The organism is Helicovermis profundi (assembly GCF_033097505.1).
In the GTDB taxonomy this organism is placed as follows: Bacteria; Bacillota; Clostridia; order Peptostreptococcales; family Acidaminobacteraceae; genus Helicovermis; species Helicovermis profundi.
Window position 1 is genome coordinate 1,150,122 of record NZ_AP028654.1, and the last position, 22,449, is coordinate 1,172,570.

The 22,449-nt window shown below is 28.7% G+C and carries 23 protein-coding genes; 20 read left to right on the plus strand and 3 right to left on the minus strand.

What is annotated here, in order from left to right:
• Positions 1-8 precede the first annotated feature (8 nt).
• The 8 genes from AACH12_RS04975 (at position 9) to AACH12_RS05010 (ending at position 5,493) form a co-directional block, all read left to right on the plus strand.
• The gene (locus AACH12_RS04975) at positions 9-1,088 is read left to right on the plus strand and encodes an ABC transporter ATP-binding protein (RefSeq protein ID WP_338536957.1); all 1,080 of its coding nucleotides are present in this window, start codon (positions 9-11) and stop codon (positions 1,086-1,088) included.
• Positions 1,081-2,010, plus strand: a complete 930-nt coding sequence (locus AACH12_RS04980; RefSeq protein ID WP_463671001.1) for an ATP-binding cassette domain-containing protein — start codon at positions 1,081-1,083, stop codon at positions 2,008-2,010. Before AACH12_RS04975 ends, AACH12_RS04980 begins: the two co-directional genes overlap by 8 nt.
• 10 nt (positions 2,011-2,020) lie before the next feature.
• On the plus strand, positions 2,021-2,836 hold the full coding sequence (locus tag AACH12_RS04985) for a C40 family peptidase (protein ID WP_338536959.1): 816 nt from the start codon (positions 2,021-2,023) through the stop codon (positions 2,834-2,836).
• Between the two features lie 3 nt (positions 2,837-2,839).
• The gene (locus AACH12_RS04990) at positions 2,840-3,835 is read left to right on the plus strand and encodes a dipeptidase (protein WP_338536960.1); all 996 of its coding nucleotides are present in this window, start codon (positions 2,840-2,842) and stop codon (positions 3,833-3,835) included.
• 194 nt (positions 3,836-4,029) lie between these two features.
• Positions 4,030-4,434 (plus strand): fluoride efflux transporter CrcB, encoded by a 405-nt coding sequence (gene crcB, locus AACH12_RS04995; protein ID WP_463671002.1) that lies wholly within the window; start codon positions 4,030-4,032, stop codon positions 4,432-4,434.
• A 9-nt stretch (positions 4,435-4,443) separates the two neighbouring features.
• The gene (locus AACH12_RS05000; protein WP_338536961.1) at positions 4,444-4,776 is read left to right on the plus strand and encodes a DUF190 domain-containing protein; all 333 of its coding nucleotides are present in this window, start codon (positions 4,444-4,446) and stop codon (positions 4,774-4,776) included.
• The gene (locus AACH12_RS05005; RefSeq protein ID WP_338536962.1) at positions 4,776-5,075 is read left to right on the plus strand and encodes a DUF1292 domain-containing protein; all 300 of its coding nucleotides are present in this window, start codon (positions 4,776-4,778) and stop codon (positions 5,073-5,075) included. Before AACH12_RS05000 ends, AACH12_RS05005 begins: the two co-directional genes overlap by 1 nt.
• A gap of 76 nt (positions 5,076-5,151) precedes the next feature.
• A complete protein-coding gene (locus tag AACH12_RS05010; protein WP_338536963.1) occupies positions 5,152-5,493 on the plus strand; it encodes a hypothetical protein in 342 nt (113 codons plus the stop codon).
• Between the two features lie 232 nt (positions 5,494-5,725).
• On the opposite strand, the gene AACH12_RS05015 is transcribed toward AACH12_RS05010, so the two are convergent.
• The gene (locus tag AACH12_RS05015; protein WP_338534762.1) at positions 5,726-7,030 is read right to left on the minus strand and encodes an IS110 family RNA-guided transposase; all 1,305 of its coding nucleotides are present in this window, start codon (positions 7,028-7,030) and stop codon (positions 5,726-5,728) included.
• Positions 7,031-7,379: 349 nt separating this feature from the next.
• Between AACH12_RS05015 and rlmH the strand changes: the two genes are divergently transcribed.
• Together rlmH and AACH12_RS05025 are read left to right on the plus strand one after the other, a co-directional pair.
• A complete protein-coding gene (rlmH, locus tag AACH12_RS05020; RefSeq protein WP_338536964.1) occupies positions 7,380-7,859 on the plus strand; it encodes a 23S rRNA (pseudouridine(1915)-N(3))-methyltransferase RlmH in 480 nt (159 codons plus the stop codon).
• A 71-nt stretch (positions 7,860-7,930) separates the two neighbouring features.
• On the plus strand, positions 7,931-10,174 hold the full coding sequence (locus AACH12_RS05025; RefSeq protein WP_338536965.1) for a U32 family peptidase: 2,244 nt from the start codon (positions 7,931-7,933) through the stop codon (positions 10,172-10,174).
• 98 nt (positions 10,175-10,272) lie between these two features.
• Here the strand turns inward: AACH12_RS05025 and AACH12_RS05030 are convergent, their stop codons facing one another.
• On the minus strand, positions 10,273-10,611 hold the full coding sequence (locus tag AACH12_RS05030) for an arsenate reductase family protein (RefSeq protein WP_338536966.1): 339 nt from the start codon (positions 10,609-10,611) through the stop codon (positions 10,273-10,275).
• 157 nt (positions 10,612-10,768) lie between these two features.
• On the opposite strand from AACH12_RS05030, the gene AACH12_RS05035 reads away from it, so the two are divergent.
• Together AACH12_RS05035 and AACH12_RS05040 are read left to right on the plus strand one after the other, a co-directional pair.
• On the plus strand, positions 10,769-11,992 hold the full coding sequence (locus tag AACH12_RS05035) for a rhodanese-like domain-containing protein (protein ID WP_338536967.1): 1,224 nt from the start codon (positions 10,769-10,771) through the stop codon (positions 11,990-11,992).
• Between the two features lie 113 nt (positions 11,993-12,105).
• Positions 12,106-12,792, plus strand: coding sequence for a TVP38/TMEM64 family protein (locus AACH12_RS05040; RefSeq protein ID WP_338536968.1), 687 nt, complete (start codon positions 12,106-12,108; stop codon positions 12,790-12,792).
• 25 nt (positions 12,793-12,817) lie between these two features.
• On the opposite strand, the gene AACH12_RS05045 is transcribed toward AACH12_RS05040, so the two are convergent.
• Complete coding sequence (locus AACH12_RS05045; protein WP_338536969.1) at positions 12,818-14,020, minus strand: MFS transporter; 1,203 nt, start codon at positions 14,018-14,020, stop codon at positions 12,818-12,820.
• An 879-nt stretch (positions 14,021-14,899) separates the two neighbouring features.
• Here AACH12_RS05045 and AACH12_RS05050 point away from each other — a divergent pair.
• The 8 genes from AACH12_RS05050 to AACH12_RS05085 all read left to right on the plus strand — a co-directional run bounded on the left by AACH12_RS05050 (position 14,900) and on the right by AACH12_RS05085 (position 22,441).
• Positions 14,900-15,820 (plus strand): ABC transporter permease, encoded by a 921-nt coding sequence (locus tag AACH12_RS05050; RefSeq protein ID WP_338536970.1) that lies wholly within the window; start codon positions 14,900-14,902, stop codon positions 15,818-15,820.
• A gap of 10 nt (positions 15,821-15,830) precedes the next feature.
• Positions 15,831-17,021 carry an ABC transporter permease gene (locus tag AACH12_RS05055; RefSeq protein ID WP_338536971.1) on the plus strand — a complete coding sequence of 397 codons (1,191 nt, stop codon included), beginning with the start codon at positions 15,831-15,833 and terminating at the stop codon, positions 17,019-17,021.
• 14 nt (positions 17,022-17,035) lie between these two features.
• Complete coding sequence (locus tag AACH12_RS05060; RefSeq protein ID WP_338536972.1) at positions 17,036-18,058, plus strand: ABC transporter ATP-binding protein; 1,023 nt, start codon at positions 17,036-17,038, stop codon at positions 18,056-18,058.
• Entirely contained in the window at positions 18,058-19,059 is a 1,002-nt protein-coding gene (locus tag AACH12_RS05065) for an ABC transporter ATP-binding protein (protein WP_338536973.1), read from the plus strand. Before AACH12_RS05060 ends, AACH12_RS05065 begins: the two co-directional genes overlap by 1 nt.
• 201 nt (positions 19,060-19,260) lie before the next feature.
• Positions 19,261-20,949, plus strand: a complete 1,689-nt coding sequence (locus tag AACH12_RS05070; protein ID WP_338536974.1) for a peptide ABC transporter substrate-binding protein — start codon at positions 19,261-19,263, stop codon at positions 20,947-20,949.
• A gap of 245 nt (positions 20,950-21,194) precedes the next feature.
• Positions 21,195-21,338, plus strand: coding sequence for a hypothetical protein (locus AACH12_RS05075; RefSeq protein ID WP_338536975.1), 144 nt, complete (start codon positions 21,195-21,197; stop codon positions 21,336-21,338).
• 119 nt (positions 21,339-21,457) lie between these two features.
• Positions 21,458-22,066 (plus strand): 5' nucleotidase, NT5C type, encoded by a 609-nt coding sequence (locus AACH12_RS05080; RefSeq protein ID WP_338536976.1) that lies wholly within the window; start codon positions 21,458-21,460, stop codon positions 22,064-22,066.
• A complete protein-coding gene (locus tag AACH12_RS05085) occupies positions 22,067-22,441 on the plus strand; it encodes an RbsD/FucU domain-containing protein (protein ID WP_338536977.1) in 375 nt (124 codons plus the stop codon).
• Positions 22,442-22,449 lie beyond the last annotated feature (8 nt).

Genomic DNA, 22,449 nt, shown 5'->3' on the forward strand with positions numbered 1-22,449 from the left:
TAGAAACTATGTTAGAAAATTTAAATAAAGAATTAAATAAAAAGGATAAAGAAATAATTCTTTCGGTTTCGGATCTTGTTATTAAATTTGATTTAAGAGGTAAAGATTTAACGGCAATTAGGAAAATTTCTTTAGATTTATATAAAGGTGAAAATTTAGCGATAGTTGGAGAATCGGGATCAGGTAAATCCGTCTTTACAAAATCCTTTATGGGATTATTAGATAAAAATGGTTGGATTGATAATGGAAGTATTAATTTCGATAATAAGAATTTAGCAAAATTTGAAACCGAAAAAGATTGGCTTGACGTTAGAGGAGGAAAAATTGCGATGATTTTTCAGGATCCAATGACTGCCTTAAATCCACTAAAAAAAATTGGTATGCAGGTTCAAGAAGCGGTTGAACTTCATCAAAAAATAAAGGGTGAAAAAGCGAAAGAAATAACTTTAAAACTGCTTGAAGATGTGGGTATTCCATTTCCAAAAAAAAGATATAATCAATATCCGCATGAATTTTCTGGTGGCATGAGACAAAGAGTTGTAATTGCAATAGCAATGGCTTGTAAACCTGAAGTTTTAATATGTGATGAGCCTACAACAGCACTTGATGTTACTATACAAGCTCAAATATTGAATTTAATTAAAGATATGCAAAAAAAATATAGCCTTACTGTAGTATTTATTACACATGATTTGGGTGTAGTTGCTAATGTTGCGGATAGAATTGCGGTAATGTATGCAGGAGATATTATTGAGATTGGAAAATCAGAAGAAATCTTTTATAATCCACAACATCCGTATACATGGGCACTTTTGTCTTCACTACCTCAATTAGGCGAAAAAGGAGAAGATTTATATGCAATTGATGGAACTCCACCAAGTTTGTTTAAAGAAATAAAGGGAGATGCCTTTGCTCCTAGAAATCCAAGAGCATTAAAAATAGATTTTATAAAGAGACCTCCGTATTTTGAAGTATCAAAAACTCATAAGGCAAGGACGTGGCTTTTACATCCAGATGCACCAAAGGTTGAGCTTCCTAGTGCTATAAAAAAGCTTCATGAACATTTTGGAGGTGGAAAAAGTGAATAAAGAATTATTATTAGAAGTGAAAAATTTAAGGGTTGAGTTTGGAAGTAAAAAAAATAAATTTGTCGCAGTAAATGATGTAAGCTTTAATGTGTATAAAGGAGAAACATTTGGTTTAGTTGGAGAATCAGGTTCTGGTAAAACGACAATAGGTCGAGCAATTATGAGAATTAATGAAGCAGCTAAAGGTGAAATAATATTTAAAAAAAATAAAATAAATGGGAAAATATCTAAAGAACTAGATAAAGAAATCACTGAGAAGATTCAAATGATTTTTCAAGATCCTATGGCTTCATTAAATGAAAGAGCAAAGGTAGATTATATTGTTTCAGAAGGTCTTTATAATTTAAAAAAATTTAAAAATGAAGATGATAGAAAAGCTAAGGTTGAAAGAGCTCTTATGGATGTAGGTCTTCTTCCTGAATTTGCAAATAGATTTCCACATGAATTTTCTGGTGGACAAAGACAAAGAATAGGAATTGCTAGAGTTCTTGTAATGGAACCTGAACTTATTGTAGCTGATGAACCTATATCTGCTCTTGATGTTTCAATAAGAGCTCAGGTGTTAAATATACTTTCAAAATTACAAAGAGAAAAACAATTAACATATATATTCGTTGCTCATAATTTATCAGTGGTTAGATTTATAACTGATAGAATTGCAGTTATTCACAAAGGGAAAATTGTTGAATTAGCAGAGTCTGAAAGATTATTTGAAAATCCACTTCATCCATATACAAGGGCTTTAATATCAGCAATACCACATCCTGATCCTATTTCTGAAAGAGATAAGATTATAGAAGTTTATAATCCAGAGTGTCACAATTATGAAATTGACAAGCCTAAATGGGTCGAAATAGAAAAAGATCATTTTGTTTTAGCTAATGAAGAAGAAATTAATGAATATAAAAATGCTTTACTTTAGGAAGTGAAATATGAATGCAATCGTTAATGATACTTTAGTAGAACTAAAAAATAATCCATCTGAAAACTCAATAATTATAGATGAAGTATTTCTTGGAATGGAAGTTGAAATTTTGTGGGAAGATATAAATGATTATTATTATATAAAAACAGATTATGATTATAAAGGATATGCTAGTAAGAAAAGTTTTACTATTGAAAAAAATAAAGTTGATAAATGGAAAAAAGCAGAAAAATATATTGTTTCAGGTGAGTATATAGATGTTTTAGAAAATAATTTTTATGATAGTAAAATTGTTATTTCCTTAGTTAGAGGGTCTAAAATTATTAAAAGTAATAGTAGTAATAATATAAGATTTCAGATATTTTTACCAGATGGTAGAAAAGGGTGGATAAGAAGTGAATTCTTATCAAAACTAGAAGATGTTAAGTTAAAAGATAAAGAAAAAATTAGAAATGAAATTGTTGATAATGCGTATAAATATATTGGAAAGCAGTTTAGATGGGGTGGAAAAAGCCCTTTTGGCTTAGATAGTTCAGGACTCGTATCGGTTGTATATATGTTATCGAATTTAAAAATATGGAGAGATTCTAATTTTGTAGATAAGTATCTTCTACAAATAAAAAAAGAAGAGCTTAGGCGCGGTGATTTGATTTTTGGAGTAGATCATATTGCAATATATCTAGGAAAAGATAAATTTATAAACTCATCTGCAGTTGATGGCATAGTAGTTATTAAAAGTTTAAACTATAATGACGATAATTATCATGATATATTTGAAGGTCAAAATACAATTTATGCTTGTCATAAATTATTGAGAGGTTAGAAAATGTTTAAGAAAGCTAAAAAAATATTAAAAGATAGCGTAGTAATTGATGCGCATTTAGATTTAGGCGGAATTGTATATAATAATAGGATACTAGGAAAAACTAAAATTTTAAATGAATTATTTTTAAGTGATTTTAGAGAAGCTAGTGTTAATTTTATTATTGCAGCAATATTTGTAGAAACACCTTTTCTTGATAGTGCACTTAAAATGGCGTTACTTCAAATTGAACATTTGAAAGCAGATATAAAAGAGTGTAAAGATTTTGTTTTGGTTAAAAATTCTTTTGAAATGGAAGAAGCTCTTAAAGAAAATAAAATTGGTATAATTATGTCTTTAGAAGGATTAGAACCTATTGGTAGAAATATAGAACTATTAAATACCTTTTATGAATTAGGAATAAGAGGGTTTGGTGTAACATGGTCTAGAAGAAATTTTGTTGCAGATGGTTCTTATTTTGCTAGTCCTAGAGAAGGAGTACTTGGAGGATTGACACCATTTGGAATTGAAGTTATGAAAAAAGCTGAAGAATTGGGTTTATTTATTGATATAAGTCATATTAATGATATTGGCTTTAAAGATGTTTTTAAGTACACTACTTCAGCAATAATTGCGTCACATTCAAATTCGAGAAAATTAAATAATATAACAAGAAATTTAAATGATGAACAAATTATTAAAATAGCAAATAGAAATGGTGTTATAGGCGTAAATGCATATAAATCTATAGTTTCAAGCAATGAGTTAAAACAAAATATAATTGGTTTATGTGATCATATAGATTATATTGTGAATTTAACTAGTGATGAAAATATTGGTTTTGGATTTGATTTGTGTACGAAATATTACAATACTGGTAAAATGTACGATTCTCTTAGAGATCACAAAGAAATTATTGGATTAACTATTGAACTTTTAAATAGAGGGTATTCTGAAAAAAGCATAAAAAATATTATAGGAAACAATTTTTATAGTTATTTATTAGAAAAATTGAGATAATTATAAAAATATATTTAAAATCAAAGTTCCCCTTTGATATATATATAAATATTTTGTTTAGCAAAAAAGATTATATAACGTATTTAATTATAAAATATATGTTGTATAATCTTTTTGTTGTATTGTTTTTTACATAATTAAATTTTCAAGTATATGAATATTAAAGTAAATAATATATAATGTAAAAATAGAGAATGAAAAGAAAGAGAAAAGTTGGTGTTTATATGCAAAAAATATTTTTGGTAGGCGTTGGTGGTTTTATAGGAGCATCATTTAGGTATTATTTTTCAGGACTTTTTGTTAAATATGTAAGTCAAACTTACCCTTATGGAACATTATTTGTTAATATTCTTGGTGCACTTTTAATAGGGTTTATTATGGAAGCTAGTTTAGACTTTGCATTTATAACACCATCAATGAGATTATTATTAACTACTGGTATGTTAGGTGGATTAACTACTTTTTCGACATTTAGCTACGAAACAATTGGTATGTTATCTGATGGTAATTATGTTATAGGTTCTGTAAATATATTAGCAAATGTTTCTTTTAGTTTGCTTGCAGTTGTAGTGGGTAGATATTTAGCTCAGCTTATGTAAGGAGGCCGTATGAAAGTTAGAAAAGGTAAAATGCTTAAAATTTTTGTAGGTGAATCCGATAGATATCACGGAAAATCACTATTTGAATTAATTGTTAAGGAAATTAGGGAAGAAGGACTTTCGGGAGCAACAGTTATAAGGGGGATTGAAGGATTTGGCAAGAGTAGTAATATTCATACAACTCATATTTTAAGACTTTCTGAAAGATTACCAATATTAATTGAAGTGATAGATACAAATGAGAAAATTGACGAACTTCTTCATGTACTTAAAAAGTACTTAAATATGGGAATGTTTGTTACCTTAGACAATATAAATATTATTGAGAAAATAGAGGATTGATGGGTAAAATTATGGAAAAAGAAAAATTTATAGAAATAGAAAATAATAATATTGTAAATGAAAATCAAAAGAAAATAACAATTTTTACAGAAGATGATAAAGAAATTAAGTGTAATGTAGTTGCTATATTTAAAAATGAAAAAAATGCTAGTGAATATATAGCAATTGTGCCAGAAAATGAAACAAAGGTTTATTTATATGGCTTTAAAAATGTAGAAAATGTACCTGAACTTAATAAAATAGAAAGTGATGAAGAATTTCAAATAGTAAGTGATATTTTCAATTCAATGCTTGAATAATATTTAATATAACTGTAAAATTTAAATCATTAAATAAATGTATAATGTAAGTATAGTCAATTAAAGGAGAAATATTATGTATTACGTTACTATATTTGCAATTCTATCTGATGCACAATTTGGTACAACAAGGTATCAAGATATTGATAAAAAATTCATAAAAAAATATGATTTATTTGAAGAAGCTTATGAAGCTTTAAATAGTATAAAAAACACAAATTTAAAACATAATTTTCCTTATGCTGTAATTGAAAAAATTGATACAAGAAAAAACGGAAAATTAGTAGAAGAGCAAAAACTATTTAAACTTAATTTTACTTCAAATAAATACGAAAGCGAAACACGAGAAACTTTACTTAGTATTGCAACAAAAACATCTTTGAATCCATTTGAGGATGCTCAGTTTATAATTAGATAGGACTTAAGGGTTCTATTTTTTTTATATTAGTTCAAAAAAAGTAGTATAAATTGCATATATTTAATTAGTGGTATCCTGTGTATGAGTAACTAAGAAAATGATGATTATAAATTAAAGACCAGCTAGTAATAGTCAAGTAATTTAATAAAAAAAGTTCTTATTAAAAATGAGCATACTAAATAATGCTCGAGTAAAAATGAACATTCAATATTATTTACTGTAAAAATATTTATTAAGCAGCAACAGGATTATGAAGTTTAGATTCTAAAAACATCCTTTTGTGGACGAGTGGATTTCTAACTTCATATGGTTTTTGATTTTTTAGTATTGAAAAAATATAGCGAAGTAGTTTATTCATAACAGCTACAAGTTTAACTTTTTTCTTTTTCTTATCAAGGGCTATGTGATAATATTCATACAAAACAAGATTTATTGGCTTTTTATTTTTACTTGTACGTATTGAAGCAAGAGCGACTGTGTACAAAGCTCTTCTACCTATAGCAGTACCACGTTTGGACATTTTATTGCGATCACCGCTAAAATTGCCAGATTGATTAACGCTAGGATCTACACCGAAAAAAGCTACAAGTTGTTGAGGCTTAGAAAAATTATTAATATCACCCATTTCAACTAACAAAGTAATTGCAGTTATATCACCAAGACCTTTGAAACTTTTAAGAAGATTAATATTTTGTTTAAATACTTCTCCAAAAGAGGCATTGTCAATATATTGGTGAATTTCATCTACAATATTTCTAAGTTGATTTGTATAAAAATCAAAACTTTCGCTAAAACGTATTACTTTAGATTCAAAAAGCAAGGGAGTAATACCAATGATATTGGCACTATTAGCGATTTTTATAAGTTTGTTATATTTATTATTAGCCCAACTAGAACCACGTCTTGATGACTTTGTTAGAAGTTCAATAACAACTTTGGGCTCAGCGTTAAGAAGATGTTTAGGTGTTGGATATTTTCTAATAAATATTAAAGGTGTCTTACCTGTTATATTAGCAAATGCATTTTGAAGTCCTGGATAGTTAATATAAATATTATTTGAGAAAGTTTTTTTCAAATTTGCCTTTAAATCAACAACTTTGTAATACTCACGAACTAGGAGTTTAAGGTGTAAAAACTCCTCACTAGTGAATGTTGAAGTCTTTACATTATCAAATTTACAAATTTTTGCGATGGAAAGAGAATCTAATTTATCAGTTTTTACTTTTCTTATGTTCGAATTCTTGTTAGAATTAGTTATCAGAGGATTTATTACATGTATATCAATCTGATTTTTAACAAGAAAATGAAGAAGAGTAAGATGATATATTCCCGTGGATTCGCAAAATACTTTGGGACTATCGTTAAACTCTTCTTCAATTTTTTGTAGAAAAAGAAGAAGTTTATTGAAGCCCCCAAGTGTATGGCTAATTTTAAGGTTCTTACGGAATACGTCGCCATTAGGTTTTAAAGCAGTAACTACTGAAAAATTAGCAGCAACATCAATGCCTACAACAGGCAAATGGTAATAGTTAGACATAAAATAACCCCCATTTAAAATAATAAAGAGTAACAATAATTAGTGAGTCAATTAACCTTGTAAGTGACACGAATAATTCTCTAATAATATTTATGATCAAAGAGAAATTCAACCAGCTAAATCAAAGAATCTCACAATAATGCAAGCTTTGTTACGAATATAAACTCAAGAAATGAGTCATTCAAGGAGAAGACGCATATACTCTTTATGAGATAACTATAATAGAAAAATTACAGTATGTTAAGTGGTTGAACTTATTTTTAATCACAAACAATATAAATGAATTAGGTAAGAATATTCGCAAGAAACTTAAGCAATATTTCTAACCTAATTATACAAGGAGTAGGAATTGAAAATTACTATAATATCTGTAGGTAAGATAAAAGAGAAGTATTTTACTTTAGCAATTGAAGAATATAGAAAAAGATTAAGTCGATATTGCACATTAAACCTTATAGAAGTTGCTGATGAAAAAGCCCCAGAGACATTATCAGATAAGGATATGAATATCGTTAAGAAAAAAGAAGGAGATAGAATTCTTTCAAAAATAAAAGATCCACAGCACGTTATAGCATTAGCTATTGAAGGGGGTCAAAGATCTTCAGTTGAATTTGCCAAGGAAATTGAAAAATATGCAATAGATGGGAAGTCGGATATTGTATTTGTTATTGGTGGAAGTTTAGGCATACATAAAGATGTTCTAAATAGAGCTAATGGCACAATTTCATTTAGTAAAATGACTTTTCCCCATCAATTAATGAAAGTTGTTTTATTAGAACAGGTATATAGGGGTTTTAGGATTATTAGAGGTGAACCGTATCACAAGTGAGTGGATGTTAAGTTAATATATATATACTCTTAGCTTTAATATAAAAAATAAGAGTAGTATGGAGGATAAAAATGACTGAATTATTAGCACCGGCAGGAAATATGGAAGCTTTAAAAGCTGCAATTTCTAATGGCTGTGATGCAGTATACTTAGGAATGCAAAAATTTGGTGCACGTGCATACTCATCTAATTTTGATTTAGAATCATTAAAAGAGGCGCTTACGTATGCACACCTTAGGAATGTTAAAATTTACGTTACAATGAATACTATTGTTTTCGAAAATGAAGTTGAAGAGATGAAAGAACAGATAAACAAACTAAATGAAATCGGTGTTGAAGGAATTATTGTCCAGGATCTGGCTGCTTTTGATTATGTAGTTAGAAACTTTCTTGATATGCAAGCACATTGTTCAACTCAAATGGGAATAGACGATTTAGATGGCACTTTATTATTGAAAGAACTTGGTGCCAAAAGAGTTGTCTTATCTCGTGAAGTTGAGATTGAAAAAGTAAAAGAAATAAAAAGAGTAGCTAAAATACCTTTAGAAATTTTTGTTCATGGTGCATTATGTGTATCCTATTCTGGAAACTGTCTAATGTCTGGATTAATTGGCTACAGAAGCGGAAACCGTGGAAGATGTGTTGGTTCATGCCGAAAGGAATATGAACTAATTGATAAGACTACTAATATTTCCCTAGGAAAGAGCTATATACTTTCTACTAAGGAATTAAATACAATTGATTATATAAATGACTTAAAAGAAATTGATTCTTTAAAAATAGAAGGCCGAATGAAAGAGCCGGCATATGTTGCTAATGTTGTTTCAAAATATCGTATGGCATTAGATAATAAAATAACCGAAGAAGATAAAGATAGTCTGAGCAAAACATTTAATAGGACTTTTACTAAAGGGTATTTATTTCACGAAAATGCAAAGGATATTACAAATATTTTAAGGCCTAATAATTATGGTTATGAAATTGGAAGAATTGGCAAGAGTGTTAAGGGCATGTATGAAATAAAGCTTACACGAACTTTAAATCAAAACGATATAATTAGAATAAGTCATAATAATGAAGATGTAAATTTAACTGCTGTAAAATTGTATGATAAAGAAGGTAATTTAATTAATAAAGCAGATGATGTCTGCTTTATCAAGATTAAAGAAAAAATATCTAATGGTGATTTAGTATATATAACAAAGAATTATTTATTTTACAAAGAGTTAGAATTAGCGAAAGAAAAAGAATTTAAGCGTTTTAATCTAGATATTAAAGTGTATGCATATTCAGATTCCAAGCTTATTATAGATGCAGAGGGATTGGGTTTCCATTATATATATGAAAGTGAGGAAACACTAGATGAAGCAATTAGTAATCCGACAACAAAAGAGCAGCTAACAAAGCAATTATCAAGATTAAATGATACTATATTTGAACTTAATCATGTAGATTTTGATGAATATAATGCATTTATTCCAGCTAAACTCCTAAATACAGCTAGAAGAGATATTGTACAAGGCTTATACGACTTAAAACTTAACAGCCAAAAGAAAAGAACAAAGCTATCAGACAAAAAAGAAAAAATAAGTTTTGATCCTAAAAAACCATACTTCACAGCCACTGTAACAACTAAGGAACAGTACGATGCTTGTGTGAGCTGTGGAATTAAAGAAATCTACTTTGAAAAAATTATTAGAAGAAATCAAAATGATTATAAGGAAAAAGAAGGCCAACTGCTTCTTGGTGGATATGGAGGAATTTATCATTACAGAAAAACCAATCCCTTTGTTACGGATTATTCTTTAAATGTGGTTAATTCTACTAGTTGCTATGAATTATATAGATTAGGTGCAAAACGAGTAACTTTATCTTATGAATTGAATAAGAGTCAAATTACAGGTTTAATTAACGCTTATTATAAAGAAAACGATGGTTATCCTGCACTTGAAATGATTGTATATGGTAAGGCTCCATTGATGTATACAAAATATTGTCCAATGAAAAAATTGAATCAATGCAGTATTTGTAAAATAAAGAGTTATGAGTTAAAAGATGAGCATGGAACCTTTCCTATGATTTCTCATGATGATTGTTCAACAACTATTCTAAATGGGAAAACGCTTAATCTTTTAGATGAATTACAAAGCATAAAAGGAATAGAAGCATTTAGATTGAATTTTACAATTGAGTCAAAAAATCAAGTTGTAGAAACTATTAATACAGCCTTAAGCAAATTAAATGGCTCAATGAATAAATCGAGTTTTAATCAGGAAACCGATACAAGAGGACATTTTAATAAAGAAATTTTGTAATGAATTTACAGTTAAATCGGACGTTATCTTCAAAAGCTTCCCCCTTAGTCTATTGGATAGATGTATTAGGGGGATTCTATTGTTTATATTTCATGCCATTAATCCCAAGTTTTCCAAATTTCCGGCTTATATCCAATAGTAGCTTTCTTACCATTTCTTACGATTGGAGTTATAAGAACTTCTGTATAATCTAGAAGGATATTTGAAATAGTTTCAGGATCTCTTGTAAATGATAATCCACTTTCTTCGTAAAATGATGAATTTTCATTGATTAAATTTTCTAAACCAATAGATTGTGCAATGCTTTTTAATTCACCAGGGCTGATTCCTTTTTGAATTAAATCTATTTTTTGAAATTTTATTTTTCTCTCCTTAAAATACCTTTCTGCTTTTTTTGTTTCAAAACATTTTTTCTTTCCAAAAATCTGAATATTCATTTTAGCTCCTTTTGTTGTAATAAATAAATTCTACGTACATTATAATAATAGAATATGTCTATGATAAGTCAATAAGTATTTAGTTTTTTTATAAAACTATTAATGTTGTATAGCTTTGTTATAATGATTTTAGACTGTTTTAAAGGAGTAATGATTAGTGAAAAACATAAATCAATGTGAAAACAACGTTTATTATTATATATCAAATCAGAAATTATTTATAAAAATGTCAGATGACAATATAAGAATTGTAGATACAAGGCCTTCTTATTACTATAATGGATGGTTGGATCCAAAAACTAATTCCAATGGTCATATACCAAATTCAGTTAATTTCTCATATAAATGGATTGGAAAAAACAAATCAAATAGTGAACTTATAAAAGAATTTGAAAGGATATCATTAGAAAAACATAATGAAATTGTTTTATACGGTGAAAAGAGTAAAATAGTTTATGATTGTTTAATTAGATTAGGGTATAAAAATGTTAAGATTCTTAAAGAAGGTTTAAATTCATGGTTAAAACTATCTACAAATTTAGATAAACTAGTAGGTTATAAAGCTCTAATTTATCCAAAATGGTTAAATTCTTTAATAAAGGGCGATAATGTAGAAACGATGAAGAACTCAATATACAAACTTTTTGAAGTTAGCTGGGGTGAAGGTGATGACTATAAAGCAGGTCATATTAAAGGAGCTGTTCATATTGATACAGAAGAATTTGAAGAAAGACCTCTTTGGAATAGAAAATCAGATAAAGATATAGAAAAAGCTTTAATAAAAAATGGAATAAGGTTAGACTCAACAGTACTACTTTATGGACTTGATACAAGAGCCGTTTCAAGGGTTGCTATTATTTTAAAATATGCTGGTGTTAAAGATGTAAGGATACTAGATGGCGGTTTTAAACTCTGGGTGGCGGAAGGTTATGAAATTGAAAGAAAAATAAATAGTAAAATTTCTACTTTAAATTTTGCAAATAAAACTCGAATAAATAGTAATTATATAATTGATAAAAATGAATTGCAACGAAGAATGAAATATAAAAAAACTAAAGTATTAAGTATCAGAAGTCTTGAAGAGTATAATAAACAAACAAGTGGATATTCATATATATTTAAAAAAGGAAGAATTGAAGGAGATACATTTGGATATGATACTGATTTTTATAGAAATGTTGATGACACTATGTTTAATTATGAACTTATAAAAAAAAATTGGCTTAATAAAAATATTAGTAAAGATGATAATCTGGTCTTTTATTGTGGTACAGGATGGAGAGCTTCTGAGATAGTTTTTTATTCAGAACTAATGGGATGGGAAAATAGCTCATTGTATGATGGCGGTTGGCTAGAGTGGAGCGAAGAAATGTGTAATTAATAATTGAATATTAAGCAAATATGTTGCTATGTTTCTTATTAACTGGGTATATGTAGAAAAAAGTAATTTAATAACTATAATTTTTCTTTAATATCATACGAAAAGAGGAATATATGAAAAAATACAGAAAAAAAATATTAATAATACTAGCTTTTTTATTAATTGTTATTGTACTTAAAATATTCAATATTCAAGCATATTTTAAAGTTGACTTTATAAATGAAAATTTAAAACTAATAAAAAATTATGTTAATGAAAATTTTGTTTTTTCATCATTTATGTATATTATACTATATTCATTAATTGTAGCACTCACTCTTCCCTTTGCTACAATTATAAGCCTTTTAGGTGGTCTTGTTTGGGGAGTAAAATATGGTGTTGTATTAGTAGTGACAGGTGCTACAATTGGAGCGAGTGCAAATTTTTTACTTACAAGGTATTTATTTGGAGAAAGTATTCAAAAAAAATACTCAGGTAAATTAAAAAAAATAAATAGAGAAATAGAGATTAATGGGAAAAATTATTTGTTAACATTAAGGTTGATTCCGATATTTCCATTTTTCTTGATAAATATTGCATCTGGCTTATCTAATATAAGATACATTACTTTTCTTTGGACAACTTTCTTTGGTATTATTCCAGGAACTTTTGCATATGTATACTTTGGATCAAGTTTAAATTATATTAGTAAAAACACATCTTCTCTGCCTCTACCTGTAGTTTTTGGTTTAGTATTTATTGGCTTTATGACAATTGTTCCCGTACTATATAAAAAATTTATAAAAAGTGAAAATCGATAAATAAAAGAGAAAAACTCAGTCCTTCTTAAGAACTGAATTTTTCTCTTTTACTAATTGTAGCTTTTCCTTTTAAATAGTAATTTAAAAAGATAGTTAGTAATAATAGTAAAACTCCATAAATTAGGTGGGAAGTAAAAACATTTGTATGATCTAACATAAGTCCTGATAAAGGCATTGCTAGAGCAACAACTAGATTTGTAACTAAGCTTATAAATGAAAGAATAGTAGCTCGATTATGCGATTCAATGTTTTTATTAATATATTTATTTAAAACTGGGTGATACACTCCACGTGTAATTTGCTGAAAAAGGATAAAAATAACGGCAAATGGAGTTTTAAAGAGACCTAGACCAATAAATGAAGTAATGAGTAACAGATTAATTATAACCATAGTTTTAGGCTTGCTGATTTTCATAAAGAAATCCACGTTTCTTGAAGCAATAGCAGCAACAATGTTAAAAACAAAAAATAGAGAACCATATAAGTATTCTGGAATAGCAACAGCTTTAAAGAATGGAGTATAAAACCAAAATGAAGTTCTATAAAACATATAAAAAATAATTGCGAATAGTGCAATTCCTTTAATTTTACTATTTTTAATAATATATTGAAAGCTTGTTTTTATTAATTCAAAATATTTTTCATTTTTACCTTTTATATTTTTAAGAGGCTTAATAGTAACTTCCTTAAATATTAAAGCTGTGGATGCGGCAAATAGCATTAACACAAATGAGATTATAAATGGCAGATTATGATTTTTAACGTACAGAAAACTCGCAGCTACAGAACCAATTGCTTGAACTATATAAACAATAGATTGACCCTTGCCAAAAATTAATTTAAATTCTATTTCTCGATTTAGTTCAAGAAGAGAGTCGTACAAAAGCGCACTATCAGCACCAGATTTGAAGCAAAATCCCATACTGAAGATTATTTCTGCTACCATATATATATATATTGAGTTTCCAAAAATATAGATTAAAATTGCTATTGCAGAAAAAATAGCACCAAGAGATAAACTATATTTCCTTCCAAATCTATCTGCAATTGCACCAGTTGGAACTTCAAGTAAAAAAATACTAAATGAAAATATAGACTGAAGTATCATTATTTCAGTCATGCTTAACCCCTTAGCTAAAAGATATAGCACAATTATCGGTCCAACAAGGAGAGCGTTCTTAAATATTGAGTATATATAGTAAGTTTTAATATTATTTTTTGTAAGCATTATAAACCTCCATAAAAAGATATTTCCATAAAGTATATATTATTATCCTTTCTAAATCAATAAAAAAATATTAATATGAATAGTTTTATTGATAATACACAACAATATTGAAAATTAAATAATCTTAATATATTTGGGTAATGTATAAATGATTAATTTTATTATATGCTTGTGTAAAATATTAATACAATGTAGCAGAATATTAACAAGAAATACTTATGAATGAAGAAGTTTTCGTATAATATTGGAATATTGACATAATATTTAAATATTTTATTAAATATAATAGAAATAATTAAATTCGAGTAAAATGTCGTAATATTCGAAATATAAATTAAACTTTCATGTGTTTGTGAATAACATACAACACTATTGCTTAAAAGTTTGAAAAAATAACATTTGTTATAGAAACGAAATATATTATTAGTAAAATTTCAATTTTCTATAAATTAAAACTGCTTATTTTGAACTATTTGATAATTCTTTTAGCTTTATGTTATATATAAACATAAAATAGAGTATAATAAGGCATATAAAAAAATATTTATGCACTATTTTCTATTAAAATAATAACTGTGTATTTGCAGTTTTTATGTTAGCTATACCAATAGTGTTACGGTTTATTACAGAATGTTAACATCGCTTATATCCATATAAGTATTGCAATTCTAACGTTTATCAGCTATATTTGTATTGTTAACGGTTTGTTAACACATCGTTTTTATTTACTGAACATTGTGTAAACGAATATTAATGAGAAGTGTGAGAAGGGGGAATTCTATAAATTAATTTATTTTATAGAGAATAGGTTTTTATTTAAAAACATTTTTTAAAAGCGATTATTATCAGAAAATTTAAAAAAAGAAAGGGGTGCAATAATTGGGAAAATTTCTATTTAACAGAATCGTAACAATGATGATTACATTGTTCCTAATTATAACAATTACATTTTTCTTAATGCATGCTATTCCAGGTGGACCATTTACTAGAGAAAAGCCACTTCCACCAGAAGTAATTGCAGCATTAAATGCAAAGTATCATTTAGACGATCCACTTTGGCTTCAATATGTAGACTATGTTAAAGGCGTATTTACTTTTAATCTAGGACCATCATTCCAAAGAGTTGGAGTAACAGTAAATGACTTAATTAAAGCAGGTTTTCCAGCTACGGCTAAAATAGGTGGAGGAGCAATAATACTTATTATTTTACTTGGTATTCCAATTGGTATGATTTCTGCTTTAAAACAGAATAAATGGCAAGATCAGACTGTTATGATTATTGCAACGCTCGGTGTAACAATTCCAAGTTTCGTTATGGCGACAGGAATTATATATATTTTTAGTGCCAAGTTGCATTGGATTCCATCCAACGGTCTTACGACTTGGAAGCATTTGATTGGACCAGTTTTTGCTTTATCAGGTTTTTCTCTATCATTTGTTGCAAGACTTACAAGATCAAGTATGCTTGAAGTTCTTCAACAAGATTACATTAGAACTGCTAGAGCAAAAGGACTTTCAGAATTTAAAGTTATTGTAAAGCATGCTTTAAAAAATGCGCTTATTCCAGTTGTAACGTATATGGGACCTATGATTGCAAATCTATTAACTGGTTCATTTGTTATTGAGAAAATATTTGCAATACCTGGAATGGGTAAACATTTCGTTGAGAGTGTTGGAAATCGTGACTATACTGTTTTAATGGGAATTACAATATTTTATGCAATGTTCCTTATTGTGATGGTTTTAATTGTCGATATACTTTATGGATTTATTGATCCAAGAATAAAACTACATGATTAGGAGGATTGACATGGCTAAAATTTCAAAAGATATGTGGCAGCAATTGCCAAAAGAAGAAAAAGATAAAGATCTAATCCTTCGTCCAAGTCTAACGTATTGGCAAGACGCATGGAGACGATTGAAACAAAACAAGTTTTCAATGTTAGGTTTAGCAACTATAATTATTCTAGCAATATTAGCTACATTTGCGCCAATGGTTATTGCACATGATTATTCTTCACAGAATTTATCATTAGCAAATATACCTGCAAAAATTAGAATTTATAAAGTTAGCGATGATTCGTATGTTTATGTTCATAGAGAATATAAAATATATAATGTTACTGCTAAAGGTGAAATTTTAAAAAGAATTAGAGAAAAAGAAAAAAATATGAAAGATAATTATAATATTTACGAACTTAATGGAAATACTATAAAGCTCGATTATCACTTTGCAAGATTAAAAGGTGATAAAAATCCTGAAAATATTAAGTTTAAGCTTTATGTTAATGATAAAGAAGTCTCTTCAAGTAAAAATGTAAGAAATAAATCTTATTTGTTCGGAACAGACACTTTAGGTAGAGATTTGCTTGCAAGAGTTCTATTTGGAGCTAGAATATCATTATTTATCGCTTTAATTGCAACTGTTGTAAATTTCTTTATTGGAGTTGTTTATGGTGGTACTTCAGGATATTTAGGTGGTAAAATTGATAATATAATGATGAGAATTGTTGATATTATTAGTGTTATTCCACTATTATTATACGTTATTCTTCTTACTGTTTTAATTGGTACTGGTTTAAAATCAATTATTATTGCAATCGGCTCAGTATATTGGGTTGGTATGGCGAGAATTGTAAGAGGACAGGTTCTTAGTTTAAAAGAACAAGAGTATGTTCTTGCTGCAAGAACTTTAGGTGCTAGTACAATGAGAATTATGTTTAGACATTTAATTCCGAATGCAATGGGACCAATTATTGTTGCGATGACAATGATGATTCCTAGTGCAATATTTACTGAAGCATTCTTAAGTTTTATTGGTCTTGGCGTAAGCCCTCCAATTGCTTCTTGGGGTACTTTAGCAAGTGATGCATTAACAGGACTTAGATCTTACCCTTATCAATTATTCTATCCGTCTGCAGCGATCTGTATTACAATGCTTGCATTTAACTTCTTAGGCGATGGATTAAGAGATGCGTTAGATCCAAGATTACGTAAATAAGAGAGGAGTAAGAAATGGCTGAAAATATATTAGAAGTAAAAAATTTAAAAACCTCTTTTTATACGCATATAGGGGAAGTTCAAGCTGTAAGAGGTGTAAGCTTTCACGTTGGTAAAGGAGAGGCTTTAGGAATAGTTGGAGAATCAGGATCTGGAAAAAGTGTAACTTCAATGTCAGTAATGAGACTTTTACAATTTCCGGGTAAAATCAAAGATGGAGAAATCATTTTTAAAGGTGAAGATCTTAAAAAAATTAGCGAAAAAGATATGAGAGCTGTAAGAGGAAATGAAATTGCAATGATATTTCAAGATCCAATGACATCTTTAAACCCAGTTTATACAATTGGAAATCAAATTATTGAAGCAATTATGCAACATCAAGATATAAATAAAGAAGATGCTAGAAAGCAAGCTATTGAAATGCTTACTTTAGTAGGTATTCCTTCTCCAGATAAAAGAATTGATAATTATCCACATGAGTTTTCTGGTGGAATGAGACAAAGAGCTATGATTGCAATTGCACTTTCTTGTAGACCAGATTTACTTATTGCTGACGAACCTACTACTGCACTTGATGTTACAATTCAAGCTCAAATATTAGAACTTATGAAAGAGTTAAAAGATAAAGTGAATACATCGATAATTCTGATAACGCATGATTTGGGTGTTGTTGCAGACGTTTGCTCTAGAATTATAGTAATGTATGGTGGTCTTGTTATGGAGGAAGGAACAGTGGAGGAAATTTTCTATGATCCAAAACATCCTTACACGATGGGACTTTTAAAATCAATTCCGAAAGTAGAAACAAAAGAGAAACAAAGATTAGTTCCAATTGATGGAACACCTCCGGATTTAGTAAAACCTCCAAAAGGTTGTCCATTTGCTGCAAGATGTGACTATGCTATGAGAATATGTACTGAGGAAGTTCCTCCTTATTTCGAAGTTGGTGAAGGACGTAGATCAATGTGTTGGTTACTTCATGAAGACGCTCCAAAGGTTGAAATTGAAACAGGGGCAGTTGTAAGGGAGGCAAAATAATGGCAGAGTTAAATAAAAAAGAAGTACTACTTGAAATAAAAGACTTAAAAAAATATTTTACTCTTAATAAAGGATTCTTCGGTGGACAAACTGAGTATGTAAAGGCTGTTGATGGAGTAAGTTTTAGCATTAATAAAGGTGAAACTTTTGGTTTAGTTGGAGAATCAGGTTGTGGTAAATCTACAACAGGAAGAACAATTATTAGGCTGTATGATGTAACTGGTGGAGATATAATCTTCGAAGGTGAAAATGTAAGTAAGCTGAAAGAAAGAGATTTAAAATTATTTAGAAGAAAAATGCAAATGATATTTCAAGATCCTTATGCGTCGTTAAATACTAGAATGACAGTTTCTGATATTATAGGTGAGCCTTTAGATATTCATGGACTAGCTAAAGGTGATGATAGACAGAGAAAAATATATAGTTTGCTTGAAACAGTTGGTTTAAGTAAAGGACATGCAAGCAGATACCCACATGAATTTTCGGGTGGGCAAAGACAGAGAATTGGTATTGCAAGAGCACTTGCAGTTGATCCAAAATTTATCATTTGTGATGAACCAATATCTGCACTTGATGTTTCTATACAAGCTCAAGTTGTTAATATGCTAGAAGATTTACAAAATGAGTTAGGTTTAACATATTTATTTATTGCACATGATTTGTCTATGGTTAAACATATATCTGATAGAATCGGAGTAATGTATTTAGGTAAATTAGTTGAAGTAGCTGATGCAGATGAACTTTATAATGCTCCAAATCATCCGTATTCACAGGCATTATTATCTGCAATTCCTGTACCTAATCCTGATATTGCTAAAAATAATAAGCGTATTATACTTGAAGGGGATGTACCAAGTCCTATAAATCCTCCATCTGGATGTAGATTTAGAACAAGATGTAGGTATGCAATGGATATTTGTTCAAAAGAAGAGCCAAATTTAATTGACTTGGGAGACGGACATATGTCAGCTTGCCACCTTAACACTATTAAGAAAAAGTAATAATTACAGGGTAAATATACCAAAATATACAAAATACATGATCAAATATAGAAAAATTTCTAAATATAATATTTTCTATATTTGATTTTGTAGTAGATTTACGGTATAATTATACATGGTTTAAATTGTGTGAAAATTCTTAACTCACAATTTAATATAAGTTGATAGTTTATATCAACACTATTTCTAGGGGGGATAAATTTGATAAAAAAAAGTTTAACACTACTATTGGTTCTTATGTTAGTAGTTGGTACATTAGCTGGTTGTTCTAAACCTGCTGAGCCAACAACAACTGAACCAGCAACAACAACTGATGAAGTGACAACAACTGATGAAGCAACTGCTCCAGCTAAAGTTGTTACTGCTGATGAAGCTATTAAGATTTTAGATGTAAGAAAAGCATTAACACTTGCAATTGATAGAACTGCAATTGTTGAAACAGTAACTAAAGGTGGACAAATTCCAGCAACTGGGTTCGTTCCTCCAGGATTAAAAATGTCAGATGGTAAAGATTTTAGAGAAACAGCTGGCGATTATGGTATTGATCCTTATGAAGCAAATGTTACTGAAGCTAAAAAATTATTAGCTGATGCTGGATTCCCTGATGGTGAAGGTTTTCCAACTTTAAGTTTAGTTTATAACACAAGTGAAGGTCATAAAGCTATTGCTGAGGCTATTCAAGAAATGTGGAAGCAAAACTTAAACATTAATGTTGAACTTACTAATCAAGAGTGGGCAGTATTCCAAGATACTAGACATCAAGGTAACTTCCAAGTTGCTAGAGCTGGTTGGATTGGTGACTACGAAGATCCTATGACTTTCTTAGATATGTGGACTACATATTCTGGAAACAATGATGCTCAGTGGGATAAACCAGAATTTGATAAAGTAATTGAGGCATCAAAATTAGCTACAGGTACTGATAGAGATAAACTTTTAATGGAAGCTGAAAAAATGATGATGGATGATATGATAGTAATGCCTATTTACTACTATACAAATCCTATCATGGTTAAAAATGATGTAAAAGATTGGTACTTAAATTCACTTGGAATGTGGTCGTTTATTGAAACTTCTACTCCAAATGGTGAATTAAGATGGAACCTTGGCGGAGAGCCTAAAACACTTGATCCAGGACTTAATAGTGCTGTAGATGGTGGACATATTATTAATAATACTTTCGAAGGTCTTCTTAAGAAAACTAAAGATGGTATAACTTATGGTGCTGCAAGTAGTTATGATGTTTCAGAAGATGGAACAAAATACACTTTCCATTTAAGAGATTCTAAATGGGCTGATGGAAAACCTGTTACTGCTAATGATTTCGAATATGCTTGGAAACGTGCTTTAGATCCAGCAGTTGGTGCTGAGTATGGATTCCAAATGTTCTATATCAAAGGTGCTCAAGATTATTACGAAGGAAACGGAAAAATTGAAGATGTAGCTATTCATGCAACTGATGATAAAACTTTAGTTGTTGAATTAAATGCTCCAACTCCTTATTTCACTGACTTAGTAACATTCTATACTTTTATGCCTGTTAGAAAAGATATTGTTGATGCTGATCCTGATAACTGGGCTAGAACACCAAAAACAGCTATTGGTAATGGACCTTTCAAAATGAGCGAATATAAAACTGGTGACAGAATTGTATTAGTTCCTAATCCAAATTACTATGATGCTGATAAAGTAAAATTAAAGAAAATTACTGCACAAATGATAGTTGACTCTTCAACTGCATTAACTGCATATGAAGCTGACGAATTAGATATTATTGATAGTATGCCAAGTGCTGAAATTCCAAGATTATTAGCAGAAGATGATACTTTCCAAATTATGCCTTATGTTGGAACTTATTATTATATCTTCAACGTAGCTGGAATTAAATAGTTAAAATATACAAAAATAAAACTCTAGATTTTATATCTAGAGTTTTTTTTATTGCAATAAAATTTTAAGTATAAAAAAATATTAGAATTTTCTGACTTTTCTATTGACTTAATTAATTTAATTAAATATAATCATGATAATATAAATTAATATATTACGAGGTACAAATATTATAGAGAGATTGTACTAGTAGTAAAGTTTGATTTATAATATTACTAATATATAGAGAGAGAGAGGAAAACAAAATGAAAAATGTAGAGAACGCTAGAGAGAGAAAAGCAAATAATGCAAAGAAAAACAACAATTATTCAAGTGGAAAAGTGAAACTTAAAGTTGAAGAAATCCACGGTAAAGGAATGAATTTCTTAGGATTAAGCTTCGATATTTAAAAAGATAAGGTTGATATTAAAAAAAACCACTTTGTGGTTTTTTTTTTGAGTATTTATTATAAAGACTTGTTGCAAAATGTGTAGTATAATTAAGAGAATAAACTTAAAAGGAGAGTATTATGCAAAAGAAAGTGCTTTATATAGATTTTGATTCCACTATTGCAAATGCAGAAAAATCAATATGTAAAATATATAATGAAAAATATAAAGATCATGAAGAATTTACAGAGGCAAAATGGAGAGAAGTTAAGGACTGGACGTTTAAGTATACTTGTACGCTTATAACTAAATTGTATGAAAATCCTTCTGAAAAAATTGCAGAACTTTTTGGAAGTGATGAATTTTTTAATAATTTGACACTGTATATGGACGCTGAAAGAGTGTTAAAAAAACTTAATGAAGTACATGATGTTATTATTTGCACATCTGCAACTCCTGCAAATGCTTCAAGAAAAGTACTTTGGATAGAAGAGAATATACCTTATATAAGTGAAGTAATAGTGGTTATTAATACTGGAAGTAACGGAGTAGGTAAAGGTAGAATTCATATGATTGAAAACAATTCTGTTTTTATTGACGATCACCCCGAAAATTTAATATCTACTAAAGCTAAAGAAAAATATTTATTTAAATATAAGGATACTCTTTTTAATCAAAATTGGGATGGGAAGGTAGTAAGCAGTTGGTTAGAAATTGAGAAAATTTTTTGTGAAGAAAGTGAGTCATAAATGATAAATTCAAAAATTAAAAACTCTGAACTCTTATATGAGCTTTCAAAACTTGGTGAGAGCGATTCTTTTGTAATAGTAAATTCTGAATTCCCGTGTTCTAAAGATGTAAAAGTAATTGATCTTTCTCTTACAGACAATGTTCCGAATTTAATAGATGTTATGCAGGTCATTTTTACAGAAGTAGAATCAACAGATATAACATTTCCAGAGGAAATTAGTGGTGTTGATAAAGAGGAATATTCAAAGATGAGTTGTTTAAATAACCTTAAATATTTGACTTATAGGCAGTTTAAGATAGTAGCTAAAAACGCTAAATTTATTGTAAGAACTGGTGATATAAAAAAATATAATAATTTGATAGTTATTGTATAGGAGGAGAG

Coding starts and splice junctions, on each gene's coding strand:
- AACH12_RS04975 (WP_338536957.1), top strand. CDS start 9: ATGTTAGAAAATTTAAATAAAGAATTAAATAAAAAGGATAAAGAAATA.
- AACH12_RS04985 (WP_338536959.1), top strand. CDS start 2,021: ATGAATGCAATCGTTAATGATACTTTAGTAGAACTAAAAAATAATCCA.
- AACH12_RS04990 (WP_338536960.1), top strand. CDS start 2,840: ATGTTTAAGAAAGCTAAAAAAATATTAAAAGATAGCGTAGTAATTGAT.
- crcB (WP_463671002.1), top strand. CDS start 4,030: ATGAAAAGAAAGAGAAAAGTTGGTGTTTATATGCAAAAAATATTTTTG.
- AACH12_RS05000 (WP_338536961.1), top strand. CDS start 4,444: ATGAAAGTTAGAAAAGGTAAAATGCTTAAAATTTTTGTAGGTGAATCC.
- AACH12_RS05005 (WP_338536962.1), top strand. CDS start 4,776: ATGGGTAAAATTATGGAAAAAGAAAAATTTATAGAAATAGAAAATAAT.
- AACH12_RS05010 (WP_338536963.1), top strand. CDS start 5,152: ATGTATTACGTTACTATATTTGCAATTCTATCTGATGCACAATTTGGT.
- AACH12_RS05015 (WP_338534762.1), bottom strand. CDS start 7,030: ATGTCTAACTATTACCATTTGCCTGTTGTAGGCATTGATGTTGCTGCT.
- AACH12_RS05025 (WP_338536965.1), top strand. CDS start 7,931: ATGACTGAATTATTAGCACCGGCAGGAAATATGGAAGCTTTAAAAGCT.
- AACH12_RS05030 (WP_338536966.1), bottom strand. CDS start 10,611: ATGAATATTCAGATTTTTGGAAAGAAAAAATGTTTTGAAACAAAAAAA.
- AACH12_RS05040 (WP_338536968.1), top strand. CDS start 12,106: ATGAAAAAATACAGAAAAAAAATATTAATAATACTAGCTTTTTTATTA.
- AACH12_RS05045 (WP_338536969.1), bottom strand. CDS start 14,020: ATGCTTACAAAAAATAATATTAAAACTTACTATATATACTCAATATTT.
- AACH12_RS05055 (WP_338536971.1), top strand. CDS start 15,831: ATGGCTAAAATTTCAAAAGATATGTGGCAGCAATTGCCAAAAGAAGAA.
- AACH12_RS05060 (WP_338536972.1), top strand. CDS start 17,036: ATGGCTGAAAATATATTAGAAGTAAAAAATTTAAAAACCTCTTTTTAT.
- AACH12_RS05065 (WP_338536973.1), top strand. CDS start 18,058: ATGGCAGAGTTAAATAAAAAAGAAGTACTACTTGAAATAAAAGACTTA.
- AACH12_RS05075 (WP_338536975.1), top strand. CDS start 21,195: ATGAAAAATGTAGAGAACGCTAGAGAGAGAAAAGCAAATAATGCAAAG.
- AACH12_RS05080 (WP_338536976.1), top strand. CDS start 21,458: ATGCAAAAGAAAGTGCTTTATATAGATTTTGATTCCACTATTGCAAAT.
- AACH12_RS05085 (WP_338536977.1), top strand. CDS start 22,067: ATGATAAATTCAAAAATTAAAAACTCTGAACTCTTATATGAGCTTTCA.